Below are 20529 nucleotides of genomic sequence, written 5' to 3' on the forward strand. Positions count from 1 at the left end.
CCGGGCAGGCCGGTCAGCGCAAAATCTCTTCCAGCCAATCGGCAAAACCGGCCACATCTGCGATGCGATGCTGCGCTTCCGTCGGCCCTTGGCCGATCTTGATGCCAAAGCCGCCCATGGCCTGCGCCGCGCGGAAGCCGTCTTCATCCGTCACGTCGTCGCCGACCATTACCGGCAATCGCTCCGCAAACGCGGGGGCGGCCATAAAACGTTCAACCGCGCCGCCCTTGTCGACACCCTTCAGCGCGACTTCGCTGACCATTTTGCCATGCAGACTACGCAGGCTGGGGTCTTCGCCGACCAGCGTATCGACAAAGGCGCGGCAGGCGGCGCCTTGATCGGGGGCCTTGCGGTAATGCAGTGCAATCGCACCCGGTTTTCGCTCGGAGGTGACACCATGCAGCACGGCAAATTCCTCGACCCGGTCGATCACGGCAGTGGGGACGCCTGCGCTCTGCATCGGTGCATCCTCTCTCGCAGCGCTCAGGCGAAACTCCAGCCCATGAGACCCCGACACCGGCAGGTGTAGCGCGCCCAAGATGCGGTCCACATCCGCCATCGCCCGGCCTGAGATCACCGCAACAGCGCCATCGATCGCGGCCATAAGGCGGGTTAAGAGGTGCCGGGTGCGTTCGGGCAGGCAGGCATCTTCGGGGTTGTCGACAATGGGGGCCAAGGTGCCGTCGAGGTCCAGAAAAAACGCGTAGCGCCGGGCCGGGATCAACGGCGGCAGACTGCGGTGCGGCAAGGTGGTGCTTTCCATAGGGTCTGGTCTATCCGTCTCATTATACGGGCATTTCATTAGGAAACTTATGCGTCACCGCAGCGAAATCAAAACATTTATGCTGCAACTGCGCAGAGATGTGCGCAGCACGCCTTGGGAACCCATGTAAAGCAGGGGCGTTAATCTGCACAGCGGCTCGGGCCGCCGATCTCTTTGCTGCACATTAACCGACACATGTCGCTTCCCCGGAAATGCAAATGAACGCACCATCCATGCTTATGTATTACCCCGACAGCAAGCCCGGCATCGCCCGTCGGCGGTGTGGACGGGGGTTTTCCTACCACGCCGTCGATGGGCGTTGCATCAAAGACAAGGTTGAACGCGATCGATTGACCCAATTGGCAGTGCCCCCAGCCTATGAAAAGGTGTGGATCAGCCCGCATGTGAATGGCCATCTACAGGCCACAGGTTTCGATGCACGAGGACGTAAGCAGTACCGCTATCATCCGCTCTGGTCAGAGGCACAGGCACAAGAGAAATACGCGAGCCTGCCCGATTTCGCCGAAACGCTGCCCCGCCTGCGCCGACGCGTGCGGCGTGATCTGAATGGCGAGCTAGGGGAGCGTGAATTCGCGCTGGCCGCCGCCGTGGCGATGATAGACCGTCTGTCGCTTCGGGTGGGCAATCAGGTCTATGCCAAAACCAACCGCACTTATGGCACGTTAACGCTGAAACGGCGACATCTGGTGCTACGGGACGGTAGGTTGCAAGCGTCTTTCATCGCAAAGGGCGGCAAGCGGGTGCGCCGACAGATTGCCCACCGAACCCTCATGCGCGCGTTGGAAAAGATCCGCGACCTGCCGGGCGCTGATCTACTGACATGGCTTGATGAAGAGGGGGAGCCGCGCAGTTTGTCCTCCTCGGCCCTAAATGATTACATCGCCGATGCTGCTGGCATAGAAGGGTTCTCGGCCAAGACCTTTCGCACATGGGCAGGATCGGTCGCGGCATTCGGCGTAGCGCAGACCCAAGAAAAGCCTACCATCAAGGGCATGGCCGAAGCGGCAGCAGAGAGATTGCACAACACCCCCACCATTGCGCGTAACAGCTATATCCATCCGCAGGTGATTGATCTCTGCCAGCACCCTCAAGATTTGCCTGAGCCACCCGATATAGATGATATGACTCAGGCCGAACGCGGATTACTGGCATTCCTGCGCGCGGGGGACTGAGTGCAATTCATGATGCGCTCGAACTTTCGCCGCGTTCGCGCATTGTTAACATGAACAGTGCTGCGGCCCGGTATCATAAGGAATAGAATTTCATGAGCGACACAGATGGGCCTACTCTTGACGGTGTGCTTGACCAGATGGAAAATCTTTCCGGCGGCGATGATCGGCAGATCACGGTGGAAGAGATTATTAACTGCCTTGGCAAACATTCTTTTGCTTCGACCATTCTCGCGTTCAGCCTGATCTCTACATCGCCCGCCAGTGGCATTCCTGGGGTTACGGCTTTCGTTGGTCTGGTGGTCATGTTCTTGGTGGTGCAGATGATCGTGGGCCGCGATAGTTTGTGGCTGCCGGGGTTCATCATGCGCCGTGATATCGCGGCTGATAAGCTCCGCGAAGGTGTTAAATGGCTACGCCGTCCGGTGAGATTTGTTGACCGGTTTTTGCACGAGCGTACGACATTTCTGCTCCATCGCCCATGGATTTACCTGCCACTGATCATGGTCCTGTTGCTCACCATGTTCATGCCGTTCATGGAGATCGTCCCCACGTCGGGTTCCATTGCGTCGGCCATGATCGCCATATTCGCCGCGGGCTATCTTATGCGTGACGGTAAGGTGGTGATCTTGGCAATGGTCCTGATGTCTCTGCTGCCTGTGGGTGTTGCATGGTTCTTTATTGGGCGCTGAAAAAATAAACACGCCTCATTGCGATGCTGCACCTGCAAAATGTTTGACCATCTCAGCCCAAGCTGGGAACCTTTAGCGAACTGAACCATTAACCCGTTAGTGGTGGTCGGCGTTCCGTCTATTCAGGCTCGGCGGCCGAAATTGATTGTTCCCGAGGCACAAAATATGGCTGGCAGATTAATTGTAATCTCAAATCGCATCCCTTCAGAGGCCGCCCCTTCTGGTGGATTGGTCTTTGCGCTTCACGAAACCCTGCGCAAGATTGGCGGCGTCTGGATTGGATCGCATCCTGAGACGACAGATAATCCAGCAGAAAACCTGACGAAATATGGCGACCAAAGCGAGTACGCTCGATTGAGCTTCAGCCTCAGCCCAGAAGATTACCAAAACTTCTACCTTGGTTTTTCCAATTCCGTACTTTGGCCGGTCTGCCACCGCCGCGGTGATCTGGTCGAGCTCGACCGTGGGTTTGAGCGAGGATATAGCGCCGTTAATGCGCGCCTTGCGCAGCAGGTGATAAAGATTGCCGGACCGGAAGATATGATCTGGGTCCATGACTATCATTTTTTCCCTTTGGCGACTGAACTGCGCAAGCTTGGTTTTACTGGCAAGATCGGGTTTTTCCTGCATATTCCCTTCCCCGCCTTGGGTGATATGGGCGCCCTCCCGCGTGAGGCCAATTTGGCGCATTGGTTGGCGGATTACGATCTTGTCGGTCTGCAAACCCGCGCTGACGTGGCGCGCTGTCTTGAGATGTTCCGCGCCGAGACGGATTCCGAATTCCTGATGAACGGCACGATCAAATGCGGCGCGCGGGCAGTGGCGGTGCGGTCTTTCCCCATCGGGATAGACGTGGAAACCTTTGTTCAAGCAGCGCAGGGCGGCAGCGAACAAGATCGGCTGGCCGACGATATGGCGGGTGACATCGTCATCGGCGTTGACCGGCTGGATTATTCCAAAGGCTTGCCCAACCGGTTCCGTGCCTTCGGCCGCTATCTGGAAACCCGTGATGAACGTGAACGCCGCGTGAGCATGGTGCAGATCGCCCCACCGAGCCGCGAAGAAGTCGCGGCGTATCGTGAGCTTCGTTACGAACTGGAAGAGTTGGTTGGCCGCGTGAATGGCGAACATGGAGAGATCGACTGGACCCCGTTGCGCTATATTCACCGGAACCTTGATCGCGACCTGCTGGCGCGGCTTTACCGCCGCGCGCGTGTGGGGATCGTCACCCCTTTTGCCGACGGGATGAACCTTGTGGCGAAGGAATATATCGCTGCGCAAGACCCCGAAGACCCCGGCGTGTTGATCCTTTCGCATATGGCCGGTGCCGCCGAAGATCTAACCGATGCGATCTTGGTCAACCCCTATGACATCGAAGATATGAGCGAGGCGCTAAAGACGGCACTGGCCCTTCCACTGGAGGAACGCAAACGTCGTCATGCCAGTTGCATGGCGCAAGTGCGCGCCACGGATGTGAACCGCTGGAGCCAGACCTATGTTCAGGCTTTGAAAAACTGCGCACCGATGCTGGTCGTGAAACCTCCGGTACGAGAGTGGTCTGAGGCGTAGCGAACCGTATCACATCTCCGGCGCATAGATCACCTCAGTCTCCCAACTTCTGCATTTGTCGATTAGTCCCGTGGGCAGGGGAAGGTCGGTGAAAAACATATCGACCTCTCGGGCAGAGGCGATGCGCGCAGGCGCAGAGCGTTTGAATTTTGAATGATCGGTCACCAAAAACGTCTTGCGCGACTGCGCGATGATGCATTGGCTTACGCCCACTTCTTCAATGTCAAAGTCGAGCAAATCTCCATCTGCATCCATCGCCGAACAGCCAATTACCGCGATATCGAATTTAAACTGTCGAATCGTTTCAATCGTCAGGTTGCCGACCAATCCGCCGTCGACGCGGCGCAGTGCACCGCCAGTCAATACGATGCGACACTCGGGATTATCGACAAGGATGTTCGCCACATTCATGTTGTTCGTCACCACCATCAGATCGCGGTGATGCAACAGAGCACGAGCCACGGCCTCGGTACTTGTCCCGATATTCAAGAAAACCGAGCAACCGTCCGGAATATGTTCGGCGCAGGCGCGGGCGATGCGGTTCTTGGCGTCTTCATGCAGGTTGCGCCGCTCGGCATAGCCGATGTTGCTTGCTCCCGAAGGCAGTACCGCGCCGCCGTGCACCCGCTCTAACTTGCCGCTATCGGCCAGTTCGGTGAGGTCGCGTCTGATGGTTTGATGGGTGACGCCGAAATGTTCGGCCAGCCCGTCTACGGTGACCTTGCCCTCGCGCCGGGCGATTTCAAGTATGTCTGGATGGCGGAATGTCTGTGAGATGGCGTAGCTCCTGCCTGCTGTCGGTGCATTATCTCCAGTGTTTCGACTAACGCAAGCAATCGCGCGCCCTGTTGCGCTTAACATGTTCGGTATATCGTTAAAACGAACATAAACGAAAATAAATCTTGTGCAGTTGAGAGTCGTTTCGTAACACTGGCCGCGAATTACACCAATCTGTGCTGGGGGAGGGCCGGATCGTGAACCAACAGCCCGATAGCCATGTGGCCACGGCTCCGGTCGATCTTTTCGTCATCGGCGGCGGAATCAACGGTGCCGGTATCGCCCGGGATGCCGCGGGGCGGGGTCTGAGCGTGACTTTGGCCGAGATGAACGATCTGGCCTCGGCGACCTCTTCGGCCTCGACCAAACTGTTCCACGGCGGTTTGCGCTATCTTGAGTATTTCGAGATCGGCCTCGTGCGCCATGCACTGACCGAGCGTGAAGTGCTGTTGAAGGCGATGCCGCATATCTCTTGGCCGATGCGTTTCGTGCTGCCCTATCACCGCGACATGCGGTTTGAGGGGGACACGCCGACTTCCAAATTGCTGCGGTTGTTCATGCCGTGGATGCGGGGCCGCCGCCCGGCATGGCTGATCCGCTTGGGCCTGTTTCTCTATGACAACCTCGGCGGTCGCGAGATTCTGCCCGCCACCCGCAGTCTGTCGCTGCGCGGCACGGCCGAAGGGGCACCGCTGGAGGATCGCTTTGAGAAAGCCTTTGAGTATTCCGACTGCTGGATCGAAGATTCGCGCCTTGTGGTGTTGAACGCCCGCGATGCGGAACTGCGCGGCGCGCGTATCATGACCCGGACCAAAGTCGTCTCTGCCGACCGCAGCGCCGACGGTTGGGCGGTCACCGTAGAGCATGGCGCGGATGGCCAGCGTGAGGTGATCCGAGCGAAAATGCTGGTCAACGCGGGCGGCCCGTGGGTCGGCGACATCATCCACAATACCGCGCGGCTGAACTCCTCCGAAGGGGTGCGGCTGGTGCGCGGCAGCCATATCGTGACCAAGCGGCTTTACGATCACGACAAATGCTATTTCTTCCAAGGTACCGATGGGCGGATCATCTTCACGATCCCTTATGAGCAGGATTTCACTCTGATCGGCACCACCGACGCGGATCACCCTGATCCATCCGTCACCCCGGAATGCACCCCCGAAGAGCAGGATTACCTGATCAAGTTCGTGAACGGCTATCTCAAGCAGGACATCACCCGAAAAGACGTCGTCTGGACCTACTCCGGCGTGCGCCCGCTCTATGATGACGGGGCCAGCAGCGCCACGGCGGCCACGCGGGATTATACGCTCAAGGTGGACGAAACCGGCGGTGCACCGATCCTCAATGTCTTTGGCGGCAAGATCACCACTTACCGCAAACTGGCCGAAGATGCGCTGGAGTTGATCGCCCCGCATTTCGGCGGGCTGTCGGGCCATTGGACCGCTGGCGTGGCGCTGCCCGGTGGAGATTTCCCGGTAGACGGGGTAGCGCAACTGATCGCGCGGCTGAATGCGGATTACGGCTTTCTAGATGAAAGCTGGGCAGCACGGCTGATCCGGGCCTATGGTACAGATGCATGGGCGCTGCTGGGTGAGTCCAAGACGCTCGCGGACATGGGGGAGCATTTCGGCGCGACCCTCACGGCGCGTGAGGTCGCTTGGCTGATGAACAAAGAGTATGCTCTCAGCGCAGAGGACGTCGTCTGGCGCCGCAGCAAGCTGGGCCTGCGAATGGATGAGGCGCAGATCGCGCGTCTTGATGAATGGATGCAGATGCGTGCGGCGAAACAAGCCGCCTCTGCAGCGGAATGAGGGGAGGACGAACGTGAGTTTGATCCTAAAAAACGTGTCGAAAACGGTGGGCGGTCAAACGCATATCCACCCGACCGACCTGACCTTGGAAAAGGGCACGATGAACGTGCTCTTGGGGCCAACGTCTGCAGGCAAGACTTCGCTGATGCGGCTGATGGCGGGGCTTGATGTACCCAATACTGGCCAAGTGATCTGGAACGGCGAAGATGTCACCGGCATGCGCGTTCAAGACCGCAAAGTGGCGATGGTCTATCAGCAGTTCATCAACTACCCCTCGATGACCGTCTATGACAACATCGCCTCGCCGATGAAGCTGGTCGGTAAATCCAAAGACGAGATCGACCGCGCGGTGCGCGAGACGGCTGAACTGATGCAGCTGACCCCGATGCTCGACCGTAAACCGCTGGAGCTTTCGGGCGGCCAGCAACAGCGCTGCGCGCTGGCGCGGGCGCTGGTGAAAAACGCCGGGTTGGTGCTGCTGGATGAGCCGCTAGCGAACCTTGATTATAAACTGCGCGAGGAACTCCGCGCCGAGATCCCGCGTATCTTTGAACGCGCCGGGTCGATCTTTGTCTATGCCACGACAGAGCCGGAAGAGGCGCTGCTTTTGGGCGGCAACACCGCAACGCTCTGGGAGGGCCGCGTCACGCAGTTCGGCCTGACGCCAAGCGTCTACCGTCGGCCTGAGAATGCCACGACGGCACGTGTCTTCTCTGATCCGCCGATGAATTTTCTGAGCATGACAAAGGCGGGCAGCACCTTGCGATTTGACGGCGGCGAGATGCCCGCGCCTGCCACGATGGCAAGTCTGAAGGATGGCGAATACACCGCTGGCTTCCGCCCCAACCACCTGACACTCGCAGCGCAGACCCCCGGCGCGATTGGTTTTGACGCGAAGCTGAACGTGACCGAGATCACCGGGTCGGAAACCTTCATCCACCTCGACTACCACGGCGCAAAATGGGTCGGGCTGGTGCATGGCATCCAGCACCTGAAACCGGGGCAGCCGCTGCCGGTCTACCTCGATCCGGCGCATATTTACCTGTTTGACGCGAACGGGGCCCTCGCCTCTGCCGCGCCCTATGCGGAGGCGGCATAATGGCCAAGATCACGCTTGATAACCTTGCGCATTCCTATTTGCCGAACCCCGGCCATGAGGATGATTTTGCCCTCAAGGAGTTGAACCACGACTGGATCGACGGCGAAGCCTATGCCCTCCTCGGCGCTTCGGGCTGTGGGAAATCCACCCTCCTTAACATCATCTCGGGCCTGTTGCAGCCGTCGCAGGGCCGCATCCTGTTCAACGATGTCGATGTAACCAACGCCCCCACGGCAGAGCGCAACATCGCGCAGGTGTTCCAGTTCCCGGTGGTCTACGACACGATGACGGTGCGCGATAACCTCGCCTTTCCGCTGCGCAACCGGGGCGCGGATGCCTCTTATGTCGCAGAGCGCGTGCAGCAGATCGCGCAGATGATCGGCATGGAAGACGAGTTGAACCGCAAGGCGCGGGGCCTCACGGCGGATGCCAAGCAAAAGATTTCGCTGGGCCGCGGCATGGTGCGCGAAGACGTGAACGCGCTGCTGTTCGACGAGCCGCTGACGGTGATCGACCCGCATATGAAATGGGAGCTTCGCACGCAGCTGAAATCGCTGCACCATGAATTCGGCCACACGATGATCTATGTGACCCATGACCAGACCGAGGCGCTGACCTTCGCGGATAAAGTAGTGGTGATGTACGATGGCCGTGTGGTGCAGATCGGCACGCCGCAGGAATTGTTCGAACGGCCCGCGCATACCTTCGTGGGCTATTTCATCGGCTCGCCGGGGATGAACCTGTTTGACGCGCAAATTTCCGGCAATGCCGCGCAGGTCGCGGGCGCGAGCATCAACTTGAATAAAACTTACGCCCCCAAGGGCGGTAAAACCCAGCTGGGCGTCCGGCCCGAGTTTATCCGCCTTAACGGCGAAGGCTTGGGGCTACCTGCCAAGGTAACCCGCGTCGAAGACGTGGGCCGTCACAAGATCATCCGCCTTGATGTGGCAGGCCAGCCGGTCAGCGCCATCGCCGAGGAAGGCGCCACGGTGCCAAGCGAAAACACCGCGATCAGTTTCGATCCGGCGGGCATCAATGTCTATGCCGATGATTGGCGCATCAGCGCAGAGGGAGAGGCCGCATGAACAAGACCGTCAACCAAAAGGCATGGTTCCTTGTCCTGCCGGTTCTGATACTTGTGGCCTTTTCGGCTGTGATCCCGCTGATGACCGTGGTCAACTACTCGGTGCAGGACACCTTTGGCCGGAATGAGTTCTTCTGGGCCGGGCTTGAGTGGTTTTCCGACATGCTCGACAGCGACCGGATGTGGGACGCTTTGGGCCGTCAGTTGATCTTCTCGGGCGTCATTTTGGCGATTGAAATCCCCCTCGGCATCTTCGTTGCGCTGAACATGCCCAAAAACGGGTTCTGGGCCAGCTTCTGCCTCGTCCTCATGTCCCTGCCGCTGCTGATCCCGTGGAACGTGGTTGGCACGATCTGGCAAATCTTTGGCCGCGTCGACATTGGCCTTTTGGGCTACACGCTCGACAAGCTGGGCATCACCTATAACTACACCCAAGACATCACCGCTGCTTGGATCACTGTTGTGGTCATGGACGTCTGGCACTGGACCTCTCTGGTGGCGCTTTTGGCCTATGCCGGGCTCCAGTCCATCCCGGACGCTTACTACCAAGCCGCCAAGATTGACCAAGCCAGCCGTTGGGCCGTGTTCCGCTACATCGAGCTGCCCAAGATGGCGGGGGTGCTGATGATCGCGATCCTGCTGCGTTTCATGGATAGTTTCATGATCTATACCGAGCCGTTCGTCGTGACGGGCGGCGGGCCGGGCAATGCCACGACCTTCCTGTCCATCGACTTGGTGAAAATGGCCATTGGCCAGTTTGACCTCGGCCCCGCGGCGGCGTTCAGCCTGATGTATTTCCTCGTTATCTTGTTGATTTCATGGGTGTTCTACACTGTCATGGTCAACCTCGACAAAAGGGATGGTGTCTGATGACCGATAGCACCGTACAAGCCCCCGGCGCCGCGCCCATTCCGGGCGATGTGACCGCGACCACCACCGCCCGCCGCAGCCGTTTCCGGCCCAAGGGGTCGGTCGTGGTGATGACGCTCTATCTGCTGTTCTTGATGCTGCCGATCTATTGGCTCATCAACATGAGCCTCAAGACCAACGCGGAAATCCTCGGCTCCTTCTCGCTCTACCCGCGTGATCTGACGCTGGCGAACTATGCCAAGATCCTGACCGATCCGAGCTGGTACATGGGCTATGTCAACAGCCTGATCTACGTGGTGATGAACACGGTGATCTCGCTCGCCGTGGCGCTGCCGGCGGCCTATGCCTTCTCGCGCTACAGCTTTATGGGCGACAAACACCTGTTCTTCTGGCTGCTGACCAACCGCATGGCCCCTCCGGCGGTCTTCGCGCTGCCGTTCTTCCAGCTTTATTCCTCGGTCGGGCTGTTCGACACGCATATCGCCGTGGCGCTGGCGCATTGCCTGTTCAACGTGCCGCTGGCGGTCTGGATCCTCGAAGGTTTCATGCGCGGCGTGCCTAAGGAGATTGACGAGACGGCCTACCTTGATGGCTACTCCTTCCCGCGCTTCTTCATCCGCATCTTCACCCCGCTGATCGCTTCCGGCATCGGCGTCGCGGCCTTCTTCTGCTTCATGTTCTCATGGGTGGAACTGCTGCTGTCGCGCACGCTGACCTCGGTCGATGCCAAACCCATCGCCGCCACCATGACCCGTACGGTCTCCGCTTCCGGCCTCGACTGGGGCGTGCTGGCCGCCGCCGGGGTGCTCACAATCGTGCCGGGCGCTTTGGTGATCTATTTCGTCCGCAACTACATCGCCAAGGGCTTTGCCCTCGGGCGCGTATAAAGGGAGACCGCTCATGTCTTGGATGGCTTGGACCATGCCCACCGCGATCTTCTTCGGTGTCATCGCGCTGTTACTCGTGACCTTCACGATCCTCGCGATCAAATTTCCTGAGACGCCGCGCACCGGCATCCTCAGGATCGAAACAACCCGTGGTGACCGTCTGTTCATCACGCTTCTCGGCTCAGCCTTTATCAATTTGATCTGGCTGGGTTTCGAGGCGGGTCCGCAGCCCTATGCGCTGCTGGTCTGCCTTGCCTATGCCGCAGCCGTATTTCGCTGGGTCTAGGCGCTATCACGGCTGATCCCGGTTAATCGGGGCGGCCATACGACACGACCAAATGTCTAGGGAGGACATAATGAAACGATCTGTCATGAAATCGAGTACCGCTTTGGCGGTCACGCTCGGTCTGCTCGCCGGGCCAGCATTCGCGGATATGGATGCCGCGAAGAAATTCCTCGACGAGGAAATCGAACGCTCCGCGCTGAGCCGCGAAGAGCAGGAAGCGGAGATGCAATTCTTCATCGACGCTGGTGAAGCATTCAAAGGCATGGACATCAAAGTCGTGTCCGAGACCATCACCACGCACGAATACGAAGCCAACGTGCTGGCCCCGGCCTTCAGCGCGATCACCGGCATCAATATCACCCACGACCTGATCGGCGAAGGTGACGTGGTTGAGAAACTGCAAACGCAGATGCAGTCGGGCGAGAACATCTATGACGCCTATATCAACGACTCTGACCTGATCGGCACCCACTGGCGTTACAAGCAGGCGCGCAGCCTGACCGACTGGATGGCGAACGAAGGCAAGGACGTGACCAACCCCGGTCTCGATCTGGACGATTACATCGGCCTCGACTTCACAACGTCGCCCGATGGCGAGCTGTATCAGCTGCCCGACCAGCAGTTCGCGAACCTTTACTGGTTCCGTCAGGACTGGTTCACCGATCCTGAGTTGATGGCCGAGTTCAAAGAGAAATACGGCTATGATCTGGGCGTGCCGGTCAACTGGTCCGCTTACGAAGACATCGCCGAATTCTTCACCGGTCGCACCATCGACGGCGTCGAAGTCTACGGTAACATGGACTACGGCAAGAAAGACCCGAGCCTTGGCTGGCGCTACACCGATGCGTGGCTCTCCATGGCGGGCGGCGGCGACGTGGGTGAGCCCAACGGCCTGCCGGTCGACGAATGGGGTATCCGCGTTAACGAAAACTCGCAGCCCGTCGGTTCCTGCGTGACCCGTGGCGGTGCGACCAACGATGCGGCGGCGGTCTATGCGGTCTCCAAATCCATCGAATGGCTTGAAAAGTACACGCCCCCCGCAGCCGCTGGCATGACCTTTGGCGAAGCCGGTCCGGTCCCTGCACAGGGCACGATTGCCCAACAGATGTTCTGGTACACGGCCTTCACCGCGGACATGGTGAACGAGAATGCCACTGCCGTGTTGAACGACGATGGTACGCCCAAGTGGCGCATGGCACCCAGCCCGCATGGCGCCTATTGGAAGGATGGCCAGAAGGTGGGCTATCAAGACGTGGGCAGCTGGACGCTGATGGAAAGCACGCCCGTCGACCGCGCCAAGGCCGCATGGCTCTATGCGCAGTTCGTGACCTCGAAAACCGTCGATGTTGAAAAGGCCCACGCCGGTCTGACCTTCATCCGCGAGTCCACCATCCAGCACGAAAGCTTCACCGAGCGTGCGCCGAAACTCGGCGGTCTGGTGGAATTCTACCGCTCCCCCGCGCGTACCGCATGGTCGCCCACAGGGACGAACGTGCCGGATTACCCCAAGCTGGCGCAGCTGTGGTGGCAGAACATCGGCGACGCGATGTCGGGTGCGAAAACACCTCAGGAAGCGCTCGACAGCCTTTGTGCCGAGCAGGAAAAGGTCATGGAACGTCTTGAGCGCGCAGGCGTCCAAGGTGATCTGGGTCCGAAAATGAACGAGGAGCGTGAAGCCTCCTACTGGCTTGAGCAGGAAGGTTCGCCCGTTGCCAAGCTCGACAACGAAGACCCCGAGCCCGAGACAATCAGCTACGAAGAGTTGATCAAGTCCTGGCAGTAAGCCAAACTTTCGGGGGCCGGGACGCAGCAGCGTTCCGACCCCTTTTTTGTTTCATCCAACATCCGGGGGCTGCGCCATGACCCATATCCTCGCCATTGATCAGGGAACCACCTCTTCGCGGGCGATCATCTTTGACGGCAACATGTCGGTGACGGCCACGGCCCAAGAAGAATTTCCGCAGCATTTCCCCCGCTCCGGCTGGGTCGAACATGATCCGGGCGATCTGTGGTCCACCACCGCGGGCACCTGCCGCGCGGTGATCGAAAAGGCCGGTCTGCGTCCCGATGACATCACCGCCATCGGCATCACCAACCAACGCGAGACGACGCTGGTCTGGGACGCGAAAACCGGTAAGCCGGTGCACAATGCCATCGTTTGGCAAGACCGCCGCACTGCTGACTTTTGCCGCGAATTGCGCGAGAGCGGTGACGACAAGATCATCACAGAGCGCACCGGGCTGCTGGCTGATCCTTATTTCTCTGGCACCAAGCTGAAGTGGATCCTCGACAACGTCGAAGGTGCCCGTGACCGGGCGCGGGCGGGCGATCTACTTTTCGGCACGGTCGACAGCTTCCTGATCTGGAAGCTCACCGGCGGCGCGCGCCATGTGACCGACGCCACCAACGCCGCGCGCACCATGCTCTATGACATTCACAAAGGCCGCTGGAGCACGACGATCTGCAAGATGTTCGACATTCCGGTCGAGATGCTCCCCGAGGTACAAGACTGCGCCGCCGATTTCGGCACCACGCGCCCCGATCTCTTTGGCCGCGAGATTCCGATCCTTGGTGTGGCAGGCGACCAGCAGGCGGCGACCATCGGGCAGGCTTGTTTCCAGCCCGGCATGATGAAATCGACCTACGGCACGGGCTGTTTTGCGCTGCTGAATACGGGCGAGACTGCGGTAACTTCAACCAATCGGCTGCTCACCACCATTGCCTATCAACTCGACGGCAAGCCGACCTATGCGCTCGAAGGCTCAATCTTTGTCGCCGGGGCCGTGGTGCAATGGCTGCGCGACGGGCTCAAGATGATCCGCGAGGCGAGCGAGACCCAAGCACTGGCCGAGCAGGCGGATCCGCATCAGAACGTGGTTCTGGTACCTGCTTTCGTAGGCCTCGGTGCGCCTTACTGGAACGCCGAATGCCGTGGCGCGATCTACGGGCTGACGCGCAACTCCGGCCCTGCGGAACTCGCGCGTGCTGCACTCGAAAGCGTGGGCTACCAGACCCGCGACCTCTTGGAAGCCATGCAGGCGGACTGGGCCGCCCAAGGCCAGCCGGGCGAGATTGCGACCCTGCGCGTCGACGGCGGGATGAGCGCTAGTGACTGGGCGATGCAGTTTCTCTCGGACGTGATCGGTGCTTCAGTCGACCGTCCTGATGTGCTGGAAACCACGGCACTTGGTGCGGCATGGTTGGCGGGGCAGCGGGCGGGGATCTATCCTGACATGGAAGGCTTCGCCCGCGAATGGGCGCTGGATCGACGGTTTGAAATGCAGATGGATGCGGCGACGCGGGATGAGAAATACGGCGCATGGAAGCGCGCTGTGAACGCCACGTTGCAATTCTGATGGAGGAGATCGCAGCCTTTGGTTTCTCCACCGCCGGGCGCATCCGCTTTGGCCGCAGTGTGGCGGGTGAAGCGGTGACCGCTGCGCGCGGCTATGGGCGGCAGGTGCTTTTGCTGCGCGGCGGCTCGGTCGCTTGGGTCGATGAACTGGCGCGGGATTTGGCGGCGGCGGGCTGCGAGGTGACCCAGTTGCGCAGCAGCGGTGAGCCATCGGTCGAGGACGTACGCGCCGCCGTGGCAGCGGGGCGCGGCGCGGATGTGGTGCTGGGCGTGGGCGGCGGCGCGGTGATCGACCTTGCCAAGGCCGCAGCGGCGCTGATCCCGTCGGATTGCGACGTGATGGAACATCTCGAAGTCGTGGGCGCGGGCAAGCCGTTGCAAGCCGATCCACTGCCGATGATCGCGATCCCGACCACGGCAGGCACCGGGGCCGAGGTCACCAAAAACGCCGTTATCGCCGTGGCGCAAGCAGCGCGAAAAGTCAGCCTGCGCGACGACCGAATGCTGCCGCGTTTGGCCTTGGTCGATCCCGCGCTGACCGATGGCGCGCCGCGCGGCGTCACGTTGGGGTCGGGGCTTGATGCCTTGGTGCAGGTGATTGAGCCCTATCTTTCAAGCAAAGCCAACCCGCTCAGCGATGCGCTCTGCCGTGCCTCGATCCCGCAGGGGATCGCGGCGCTTAAATGTCTGGCCGAGGGCGAGGATCAGGCCGCGCGAGATGCGCTGGCCTATGTCAGCCTCTCGGGCGGTTTGGCGCTGGCGAATGCGGGCCTCGGTGCGGTGCATGGGCTGGCGGGTGTGATCGGCGGGCGTTTCGCCGCGCCGCATGGGCTGATCTGTGGGCGTCTGCTGGGGCCGGTGCTGGCCGCGAACGCGGATGTGCTCGGGGTCTCGGCCCGCTTCACGGAAGTTCAGAGGTGGCTCTCCGACGGGTTCGACCTGCCAGAGGACGGCACGTTCAAAGCGCTCACCGCCATGCTCGACGATTGGGGGCTGGACCGGCTGAACCGTTGGATCCCCGAAGATGCGGATCTGACTGAGACCGCCCGCGAGGCGGCAGCCTCTTCCTCCATGCGCGCCAACCCTTGCGTGCTTGAGACGGAAACTCTCGAAGCCTGCATCCGCGCGGCAATGTAGCGGGCAGGAGCCACAGCCCCCGCCCGGCATTCTCAGGTTGCGCGCGGCGGCGTGTTGCCTTCGCCCAAATCCCAGAACACGCCCGCCATTACCCGCAGCGCGTCGCGGCAGACGGGTTTCAGAACGTGTTCATCCGGCGCGTGCTGCGAACAGCTGCGGTAGGAATGCGGCACCCAGACCGTCGGCAGACCCAGAACATCGCTGAAACTGTCGTTGGGCAGGGAGCCTGCAAGGTTCGGCAGGATATGCGGCGCTTTTCCCGCACTTTTCGTAAGCGAGGCGGCCACGAACTTCACCCAAGGGTGATCCGCATCCAGCCGCGTGGCGCGGAAGAAGCCGCGGTCATGCGGTTCGATCCGGACGTCTTCGAACCCGTGTTCATCAAGGTGCCGGCGCAGCGCGGGCAGGATGTCTTCGGGATCGGTGCCGACGACATAGCGCAATTGGCAGGTGGCCGTCGCATGGGCAGAGATTGCGTTGACCGGCGCTTCGGGGACGCCGCTTTTCATCGCGAGAATTGCAAAGCTGTTCCAGCCGTAGGCGCGCTCGACTGGGGTCAGGTCTTCTTCGCCCCAGTCGCTGTCGATGGCGGGGCCATCATCGCTTTCGATCGGCAGGTCTTTCAACGCCGCGCGAACCGAGGGGGTCAGGCTGTCGGGCCGCCATTCAGCGATCTGGATTTGCCCGCGTTTGTCGGTGATGGTCGCCAGCGCTTGGGCCAAGATCATCGCCGGATCGGCCAGCAAGCCACCCCAGTTGCCCGAGTGATGCGCCCCTTCGCGTTTGTCGACGATCAGATCGAACGACACGCCCCCGCGCGAGCCCATGAACATGGTCGGCACATCGGGTTGCAGGCGCGGCCCGTCCGAGGCGATGAGCACGTCGGCGGTCAGTTCCTCACGGTGTTCGGTAAAGAATTCGGGCAGGCCCGCGCTGCCGGTCTCCTCGCTCATCTCGATCACGATGCGGCAGTTGAAACCCAGCTTGCCACGGGTTTTCAGCACGGCTTCGACGGCGGCGATGTTGATCAGGTGCTGGCCCTTGTTGTCGGCAGTGCCGCGGCCATAAAGTTTGTCGCCTTCTTCGACCAGTTTGAAAGGATGCAGCCCCTCGCGCCACTGGTCGGTCTGGGCGCGGATCACGTCGCCGTGGCCATAGGTCAGCACGGTGGGCAGGTCGTCGCCCTCGCGGCGCTCGCCCACCAGAAAGGGGCCACCGCGCGGGTCGGGATTGTCGTGAAAGCTACAGGCAAAGCCCATTGCCGCCAGCCGCGGCTCCATCGTCTCGACCAGATAGCGTTTGAGTTCGGGAGCTTGGTCGGGGTTCTGGCTCTCGGTCTCATAACAGACGAGGTTGGCCAGTTCGGCTTGGAATGTCCCCTCATCGAAATAGGTCGAGATCGCTTCGATCGCGCTGTCGCGGGTCATGCTTCAATGTCCTTTGTCATATCTTCGGAAATAGCGTCGCCCCAAGGCGACATGATCTCGGTACAGCCGGAATTCTGCCCGTTCGCGCGCATCACGCCTGCGGGACAGGCGAAAGCGTAGGGAAAGATCGTGCGTTTGGTCTCGGCGACCTCATTGTTCTCGCGCAGCCGGTCGAGCACATCGCGCGGCAGACTTTCATCGGCGATGAGCTGGTTGGCGTCCGAGGCGTCGATGCGCGGCGCGTGGAAACTGTCTTCGAGCGACATGTCGAAATCAGTGACGAAGGAGGACAATTGCGCCACCGCGCCGAGGATTTTGCGCCCGCCGGAGGCGCCGAAGGCAAAGCGTTTGTCGCCCTGTTCGCCGATCACCGGGCAGACGTTCATCAGGCAGCGCTTGTTCGGCCCGAGAGAGTTCGGGCGGCCCTGAACCGGGTCGAACCACATGATGCCGTTGTTCATCAAAAAGCCGGTGGAGGGCGAGACGACGCGGGAGCCGAAGATCGACAAGAGCGTCTGCGTCTGCGCCACCATATTCCCGTGGCGGTCGACGACCGAGAAATGGGTGGTGCAGCCCGGCGCCTCGGGGCTTTCGCCGGTATCGCCCATGGAGCCGAGGCGGCGGGCATAGGCGCCTTTGAGTGCCTCGGCCATCGCGGCATAGCTGTCGGGGCCGGGGGCGTTCCCGAGGTCTTCGGTCGCGAGGGAGGCAAAGGTATCGCGGAAGGTCGGCCCGGCGGTCAGCCCCGGCACCACGTGGAAGCGCGCATCGCGATAGGCGAAGTCGAGCGGCGCGCTGAATTCGGCGCGGTAGGCTTGCAGGTCGTCGTGGCTGAGGCAGCCGCCCTTGTCCTGCACATCCCGCGCCATCGCGGCCCCAAGGTCTCCATCATAGAGCGCGCGCGCCCCGTTCCGCGCGATCTGGTCAAGACTGTCGGCCATGCGCGATTGGTCCAGCCGTTTCTCGGCCAGCGCGGTCCAGCCGCTGATCGTGGGCCACTGCCCGTCTTCCAGAAAGAGGTCCGCCGCATCCGCATCCTGCGCAAGGGCGCGCGTGCAAGAGGCGATGACCAGCGCGGCATACCAATCCACCAACAGACCCTTGCGGGCATGTTCAACCGCCGGGGCAAGCAGCTCGCCCCAAGGCATTTTGCCGAAACGTTCATGCGCTTGGCCCAGCCCGTCGACCACGCCGGGCACGGCGATGGCGGTGGCGCCTTGGACGTTGCGGTCCCCCTCCACATGCTCCCACGGGAAGAGATCGCCCGCCTTGCCCCGCCCGCTCAGCGGATAATTCGCCGGATCGAGCGCGCCGGGGCTGCGCATACCGTGGTTCAGGGCATGGGCCTGACCTTCCTCAGCGCGCCAGATCATCATCGCCCCGCCGCCCGCCGGGCCGCTCATCCAAGGTTCCAACACGCCGATGACGAAAGAGGTGGCCACAGCCGCATCTACCGCGTCGCCCCCTGCCGCCAGCACTTCGGCCCCCGCGATTGCCGCCAGACGGTGCTGTGCGGCGACGACGCCATGTTCGGTTTCGATGACGGTTTTGCGGGTTTGACTGCTGTGCGACAGGTTCGATGACATGGGATTACTCTTGCTCGTACATGGGGGTTTCCGGATCGTGCAGATGGCAGGCGACATGCCCCTGCGGGATCGGGGTGTGACGTGGGGCCTTTTGTTTACAAAGATCCGTGGCGCGTGGGCAGCGCGGGTGGAAATGGCAGCCCGGCGGCGGGGCAATCGGGTTTGGATAGGCCATGCCAAGCTGCGTGTCCGGCACGCCCAAGCCCGGCTCGGGCGTCAGCACGGATTTCAACAGCGCCTTGGTGTAGGGATGACGCGGGGCGTCAAAGAGACCGGCGACCGAGTTCTGCTCAACGATTTCGCCCAGATACATCACCGCCACGCGGGTCGCGAGGTGTTCGACCACCGCGAGGTCATGGCTGATGAACAGATAGGTCAGGCCGAATTCTTCGCGCAGCTCGCCCAGCAAGTTGAGGATCTGGCTCTGCACCGACACATCCAGCGCCGAGGTCGGCTCGTCGCAGATCACCACCTCGGGCTTCATGATGAGCGCGCGGGCGATGGCGACGCGCTGGCGCTGGCCGCCCGACATCTGGCTGGGGTAGGTGTTGATCACCCGTTGCGGCAGGCCCACAACGTCGAGGATCTCTTTGACCTTTTTCTTGCGGCTTTCCTCGTCACCGATGTTGTGCACCCGCAGCGGCAGAGAGATCACGTCATAGATGCTCTTGCGCGGGTTGAGCGAGGAATAGGGGTCTTGAAAGATCGGCTGGATCCGCCGCGCCAGCGCCAACCGGCCCTGCTGCGTGATCTCTTCGCCGTCAATCTTGACATGACCTGCGGTTGGCTGCTCCAGCCCCAAAAGGATCTTGGCGAGGGTGGATTTACCGCAACCGGATTCACCGACGAGGCCCAGCACTTCGCCTTTGCCCAGTTGCAGCGATACGTCGTTCACGGCCGTCAGCGGTTTGACCTTGCCGAACATGCCCTGTTTCACCCGGTAGGTCTTGCTGACGCCGGAAAGCTCCAGCACCGGGGGGGTGTTTACGCTGTCCTTCATACGGTCAGCTCCTTCTCGGAATGGCGTTTGCCATCGGGGAAAATGCAGCGGAAGGCGTGGCTGCCGTCCTCTCTTTTCGGGATCTCGCCCCGGCATTCGGCGACGGCATGCGGGCAACGGGTGCGGAAAACGCAGCCTTCGACTTCGCCTACGAGCGAGGGCACGATGCCCGGGATCGTGCCGAGTTTCGCGCCGCGGTCGGTCTTGCCGGGCAGGGGAATGCAGCGCAGCAACCCGCGGGTGTAGGGATGCGAGGGCGCGTTGAAGATGTCGCCCACCGGGCCGGTCTCGACCAACTCGCCCGCGTACATCACCGCGACCTTGTCAGCGACCCGTGCCACGACGCCAAGGTCGTGGGTGATGAGGATCACGGCCATGTTCATCTCGCGCCCCAGATCATGCAGCAGCCGCAGGATCTGTGCTTGGATCGTCACGTCGAGCGCGGTTGTCGGCTCATCCGCGATAATTAGCTCCGGCTCGCACATCAGCGCCATGGCGATCATCACACGCTGGCGCAACCCGCCCGAGAGCTGGTGCGGATACTGCGAAAGACGGCTCTCTGCGGCGGTGATGCCGACTTTCTCCAGCAGTTCAATCGCCCGGTCCCGCGCCTGTTGGCGGCTGACCTTGCGGTGCAAAAGCAGCGCCTCGGCCAGTTGGTCGCCGATCGTGTAGGCGGGGTTGAGCGAGGTCATCGGCTCTTGGAAGATCATCGACATCCGCGCCCCGCGCAGCTTGCGCATCTGGCCTTGGCTGGCGGTGGTCAGCTCGGTCCCGTCAAAGGTCATCCGATCTGCACGGCGTTTGATGGATTTGCCCAAGAGCCCCATCAGCGCGAGCGAGGTGAGCGATTTGCCCGAGCCGCTTTCGCCGACGATGCACAGGGTCTCGCCACGGTTGAGGTCGAAGTCGATCCCGCGCACCGCATGCAGGGTGCCGCCGCCCGTGGGAATGTCGAGCCGCAGGTTGCGGACGCTCAGAAGTGGTTCTGTCATG

The 20529-nt window shown here is 61.1% G+C and carries 18 protein-coding genes; 12 read left to right on the top strand and 6 right to left on the bottom strand.

The features are described 5' to 3' along the window. Positions 1-13: 13 nt before the first annotated feature. Positions 14-763 (bottom strand): trehalose-phosphatase, encoded by a 750-nt coding sequence (gene otsB / locus ACSQ16_RS01280; protein WP_243263692.1) that lies wholly within the window; start codon positions 761-763, stop codon positions 14-16. A 218-nt stretch (positions 764-981) separates the two neighbouring features. Between otsB and ACSQ16_RS01285 the strand changes: the two genes are divergently transcribed. The 3 genes from ACSQ16_RS01285 (at position 982) to ACSQ16_RS01295 (ending at position 4214) form a co-directional block, all read left to right on the top strand. Beyond that, a complete protein-coding gene (locus tag ACSQ16_RS01285) occupies positions 982-1956 on the top strand; it encodes a DNA topoisomerase IB (protein WP_243263694.1) in 975 nt (324 codons plus the stop codon). A 92-nt stretch (positions 1957-2048) separates the two neighbouring features. Continuing rightward, complete coding sequence (locus ACSQ16_RS01290) at positions 2049-2645, top strand: exopolysaccharide biosynthesis protein (RefSeq protein ID WP_243263695.1); 597 nt, start codon at positions 2049-2051, stop codon at positions 2643-2645. A gap of 165 nt (positions 2646-2810) precedes the next feature. Continuing rightward, on the top strand, positions 2811-4214 hold the full coding sequence (locus ACSQ16_RS01295; protein WP_243263697.1) for an alpha,alpha-trehalose-phosphate synthase (UDP-forming): 1404 nt from the start codon (positions 2811-2813) through the stop codon (positions 4212-4214). A 9-nt stretch (positions 4215-4223) separates the two neighbouring features. Here the strand turns inward: ACSQ16_RS01295 and ACSQ16_RS01300 are convergent, their stop codons facing one another. Beyond that, positions 4224-4991, bottom strand: a complete 768-nt coding sequence (locus tag ACSQ16_RS01300) for a DeoR/GlpR family DNA-binding transcription regulator (RefSeq protein ID WP_243263757.1) — start codon at positions 4989-4991, stop codon at positions 4224-4226. Positions 4992-5188: 197 nt separating this feature from the next. Between ACSQ16_RS01300 and glpD the strand changes: the two genes are divergently transcribed. The 9 genes from glpD to ACSQ16_RS01345 all read left to right on the top strand — a co-directional run bounded on the left by glpD (position 5189) and on the right by ACSQ16_RS01345 (position 15520). Continuing rightward, positions 5189-6802: a glycerol-3-phosphate dehydrogenase gene (gene glpD / locus ACSQ16_RS01305; protein ID WP_243263699.1), complete on the top strand. Its 1614-nt coding sequence runs from the start codon at positions 5189-5191 to the stop codon at positions 6800-6802. Positions 6803-6815: 13 nt separating this feature from the next. After that, a complete protein-coding gene (locus tag ACSQ16_RS01310; RefSeq protein WP_243263700.1) occupies positions 6816-7901 on the top strand; it encodes an ABC transporter ATP-binding protein in 1086 nt (361 codons plus the stop codon). After that, positions 7901-8986, top strand: a complete 1086-nt coding sequence (locus ACSQ16_RS01315) for an ABC transporter ATP-binding protein (protein ID WP_243263702.1) — start codon at positions 7901-7903, stop codon at positions 8984-8986. The genes ACSQ16_RS01310 and ACSQ16_RS01315 overlap by 1 nt, the downstream gene beginning before the upstream one ends. Then, positions 8983-9855, top strand: coding sequence for a carbohydrate ABC transporter permease (locus tag ACSQ16_RS01320; RefSeq protein WP_067628794.1), 873 nt, complete (start codon positions 8983-8985; stop codon positions 9853-9855). Before ACSQ16_RS01315 ends, ACSQ16_RS01320 begins: the two co-directional genes overlap by 4 nt. Then, complete coding sequence (locus ACSQ16_RS01325) at positions 9855-10742, top strand: carbohydrate ABC transporter permease (protein WP_243263703.1); 888 nt, start codon at positions 9855-9857, stop codon at positions 10740-10742. Before ACSQ16_RS01320 ends, ACSQ16_RS01325 begins: the two co-directional genes overlap by 1 nt. 13 nt (positions 10743-10755) lie before the next feature. Further along, positions 10756-11028, top strand: a complete 273-nt coding sequence (locus ACSQ16_RS01330) for a DUF2160 domain-containing protein (RefSeq protein WP_007121386.1) — start codon at positions 10756-10758, stop codon at positions 11026-11028. Between the two features lie 70 nt (positions 11029-11098). Next, positions 11099-12811, top strand: coding sequence for an ABC transporter substrate-binding protein (locus ACSQ16_RS01335; RefSeq protein ID WP_435988446.1), 1713 nt, complete (start codon positions 11099-11101; stop codon positions 12809-12811). A gap of 76 nt (positions 12812-12887) precedes the next feature. Next, a complete protein-coding gene (gene glpK, locus ACSQ16_RS01340; RefSeq protein ID WP_317406472.1) occupies positions 12888-14384 on the top strand; it encodes a glycerol kinase GlpK in 1497 nt (498 codons plus the stop codon). Continuing rightward, positions 14348-15520 (top strand): iron-containing alcohol dehydrogenase, encoded by a 1173-nt coding sequence (locus ACSQ16_RS01345; protein WP_243263708.1) that lies wholly within the window; start codon positions 14348-14350, stop codon positions 15518-15520. The genes glpK and ACSQ16_RS01345 overlap by 37 nt, the downstream gene beginning before the upstream one ends. Before the next feature lie 32 nt (positions 15521-15552). On the opposite strand, the gene ACSQ16_RS01350 is transcribed toward ACSQ16_RS01345, so the two are convergent. From ACSQ16_RS01350 to ACSQ16_RS01365, 4 genes are read right to left on the bottom strand one after another with little or no spacing between them, the layout of a single operon-like run. After that, positions 15553-16947, bottom strand: coding sequence for a M20 family metallopeptidase (locus ACSQ16_RS01350; protein WP_243263709.1), 1395 nt, complete (start codon positions 16945-16947; stop codon positions 15553-15555). Beyond that, positions 16944-18533 (bottom strand): gamma-glutamyltransferase, encoded by a 1590-nt coding sequence (locus tag ACSQ16_RS01355; protein ID WP_243263711.1) that lies wholly within the window; start codon positions 18531-18533, stop codon positions 16944-16946. The genes ACSQ16_RS01350 and ACSQ16_RS01355 overlap by 4 nt, the downstream gene beginning before the upstream one ends. Positions 18534-18537: 4 nt before the next feature. After that, positions 18538-19533, bottom strand: coding sequence for an ABC transporter ATP-binding protein (locus ACSQ16_RS01360; RefSeq protein ID WP_067268447.1), 996 nt, complete (start codon positions 19531-19533; stop codon positions 18538-18540). Continuing rightward, the gene (locus ACSQ16_RS01365; RefSeq protein WP_243263712.1) at positions 19530-20528 is read right to left on the bottom strand and encodes an ABC transporter ATP-binding protein; all 999 of its coding nucleotides are present in this window, start codon (positions 20526-20528) and stop codon (positions 19530-19532) included. Before ACSQ16_RS01365 ends, ACSQ16_RS01360 begins: the two co-directional genes overlap by 4 nt. Position 20529 lies beyond the last annotated feature (1 nt).

This window comes from Sulfitobacter sp. SH24 (assembly GCF_965641895.1).
Taxonomy (GTDB): domain Bacteria; phylum Pseudomonadota; class Alphaproteobacteria; order Rhodobacterales; family Rhodobacteraceae; genus Sulfitobacter; species Sulfitobacter dubius.

Excerpts from the sequence above, each read along its gene's own strand:
- otsB (WP_243263692.1), bottom strand. The coding sequence starts at position 763 with ATGGAAAGCACCACCTTGCCGCACCGCAGTCTGCCGCCGTTGATCCCG.
- ACSQ16_RS01325 (WP_243263703.1), top strand. The coding sequence starts at position 9,855 with ATGACCGATAGCACCGTACAAGCCCCCGGCGCCGCGCCCATTCCGGGC.
- ACSQ16_RS01295 (WP_243263697.1), top strand. The coding sequence starts at position 2,811 with ATGGCTGGCAGATTAATTGTAATCTCAAATCGCATCCCTTCAGAGGCC.
- ACSQ16_RS01320 (WP_067628794.1), top strand. The coding sequence starts at position 8,983 with ATGAACAAGACCGTCAACCAAAAGGCATGGTTCCTTGTCCTGCCGGTT.
- ACSQ16_RS01350 (WP_243263709.1), bottom strand. The coding sequence starts at position 16,947 with ATGACCCGCGACAGCGCGATCGAAGCGATCTCGACCTATTTCGATGAG.
- ACSQ16_RS01330 (WP_007121386.1), top strand. The coding sequence starts at position 10,756 with ATGTCTTGGATGGCTTGGACCATGCCCACCGCGATCTTCTTCGGTGTC.
- ACSQ16_RS01345 (WP_243263708.1), top strand. The coding sequence starts at position 14,348 with ATGGAAGCGCGCTGTGAACGCCACGTTGCAATTCTGATGGAGGAGATC.
- ACSQ16_RS01365 (WP_243263712.1), bottom strand. The coding sequence starts at position 20,528 with ATGACAGAACCACTTCTGAGCGTCCGCAACCTGCGGCTCGACATTCCC.
- ACSQ16_RS01335 (WP_435988446.1), top strand. The coding sequence starts at position 11,099 with ATGAAACGATCTGTCATGAAATCGAGTACCGCTTTGGCGGTCACGCTC.
- ACSQ16_RS01355 (WP_243263711.1), bottom strand. The coding sequence starts at position 18,533 with ATGTCATCGAACCTGTCGCACAGCAGTCAAACCCGCAAAACCGTCATC.
- ACSQ16_RS01360 (WP_067268447.1), bottom strand. The coding sequence starts at position 19,533 with ATGAAGGACAGCGTAAACACCCCCCCGGTGCTGGAGCTTTCCGGCGTC.
- ACSQ16_RS01285 (WP_243263694.1), top strand. The coding sequence starts at position 982 with ATGAACGCACCATCCATGCTTATGTATTACCCCGACAGCAAGCCCGGC.
- ACSQ16_RS01290 (WP_243263695.1), top strand. The coding sequence starts at position 2,049 with ATGAGCGACACAGATGGGCCTACTCTTGACGGTGTGCTTGACCAGATG.
- ACSQ16_RS01315 (WP_243263702.1), top strand. The coding sequence starts at position 7,901 with ATGGCCAAGATCACGCTTGATAACCTTGCGCATTCCTATTTGCCGAAC.
- glpK (WP_317406472.1), top strand. The coding sequence starts at position 12,888 with ATGACCCATATCCTCGCCATTGATCAGGGAACCACCTCTTCGCGGGCG.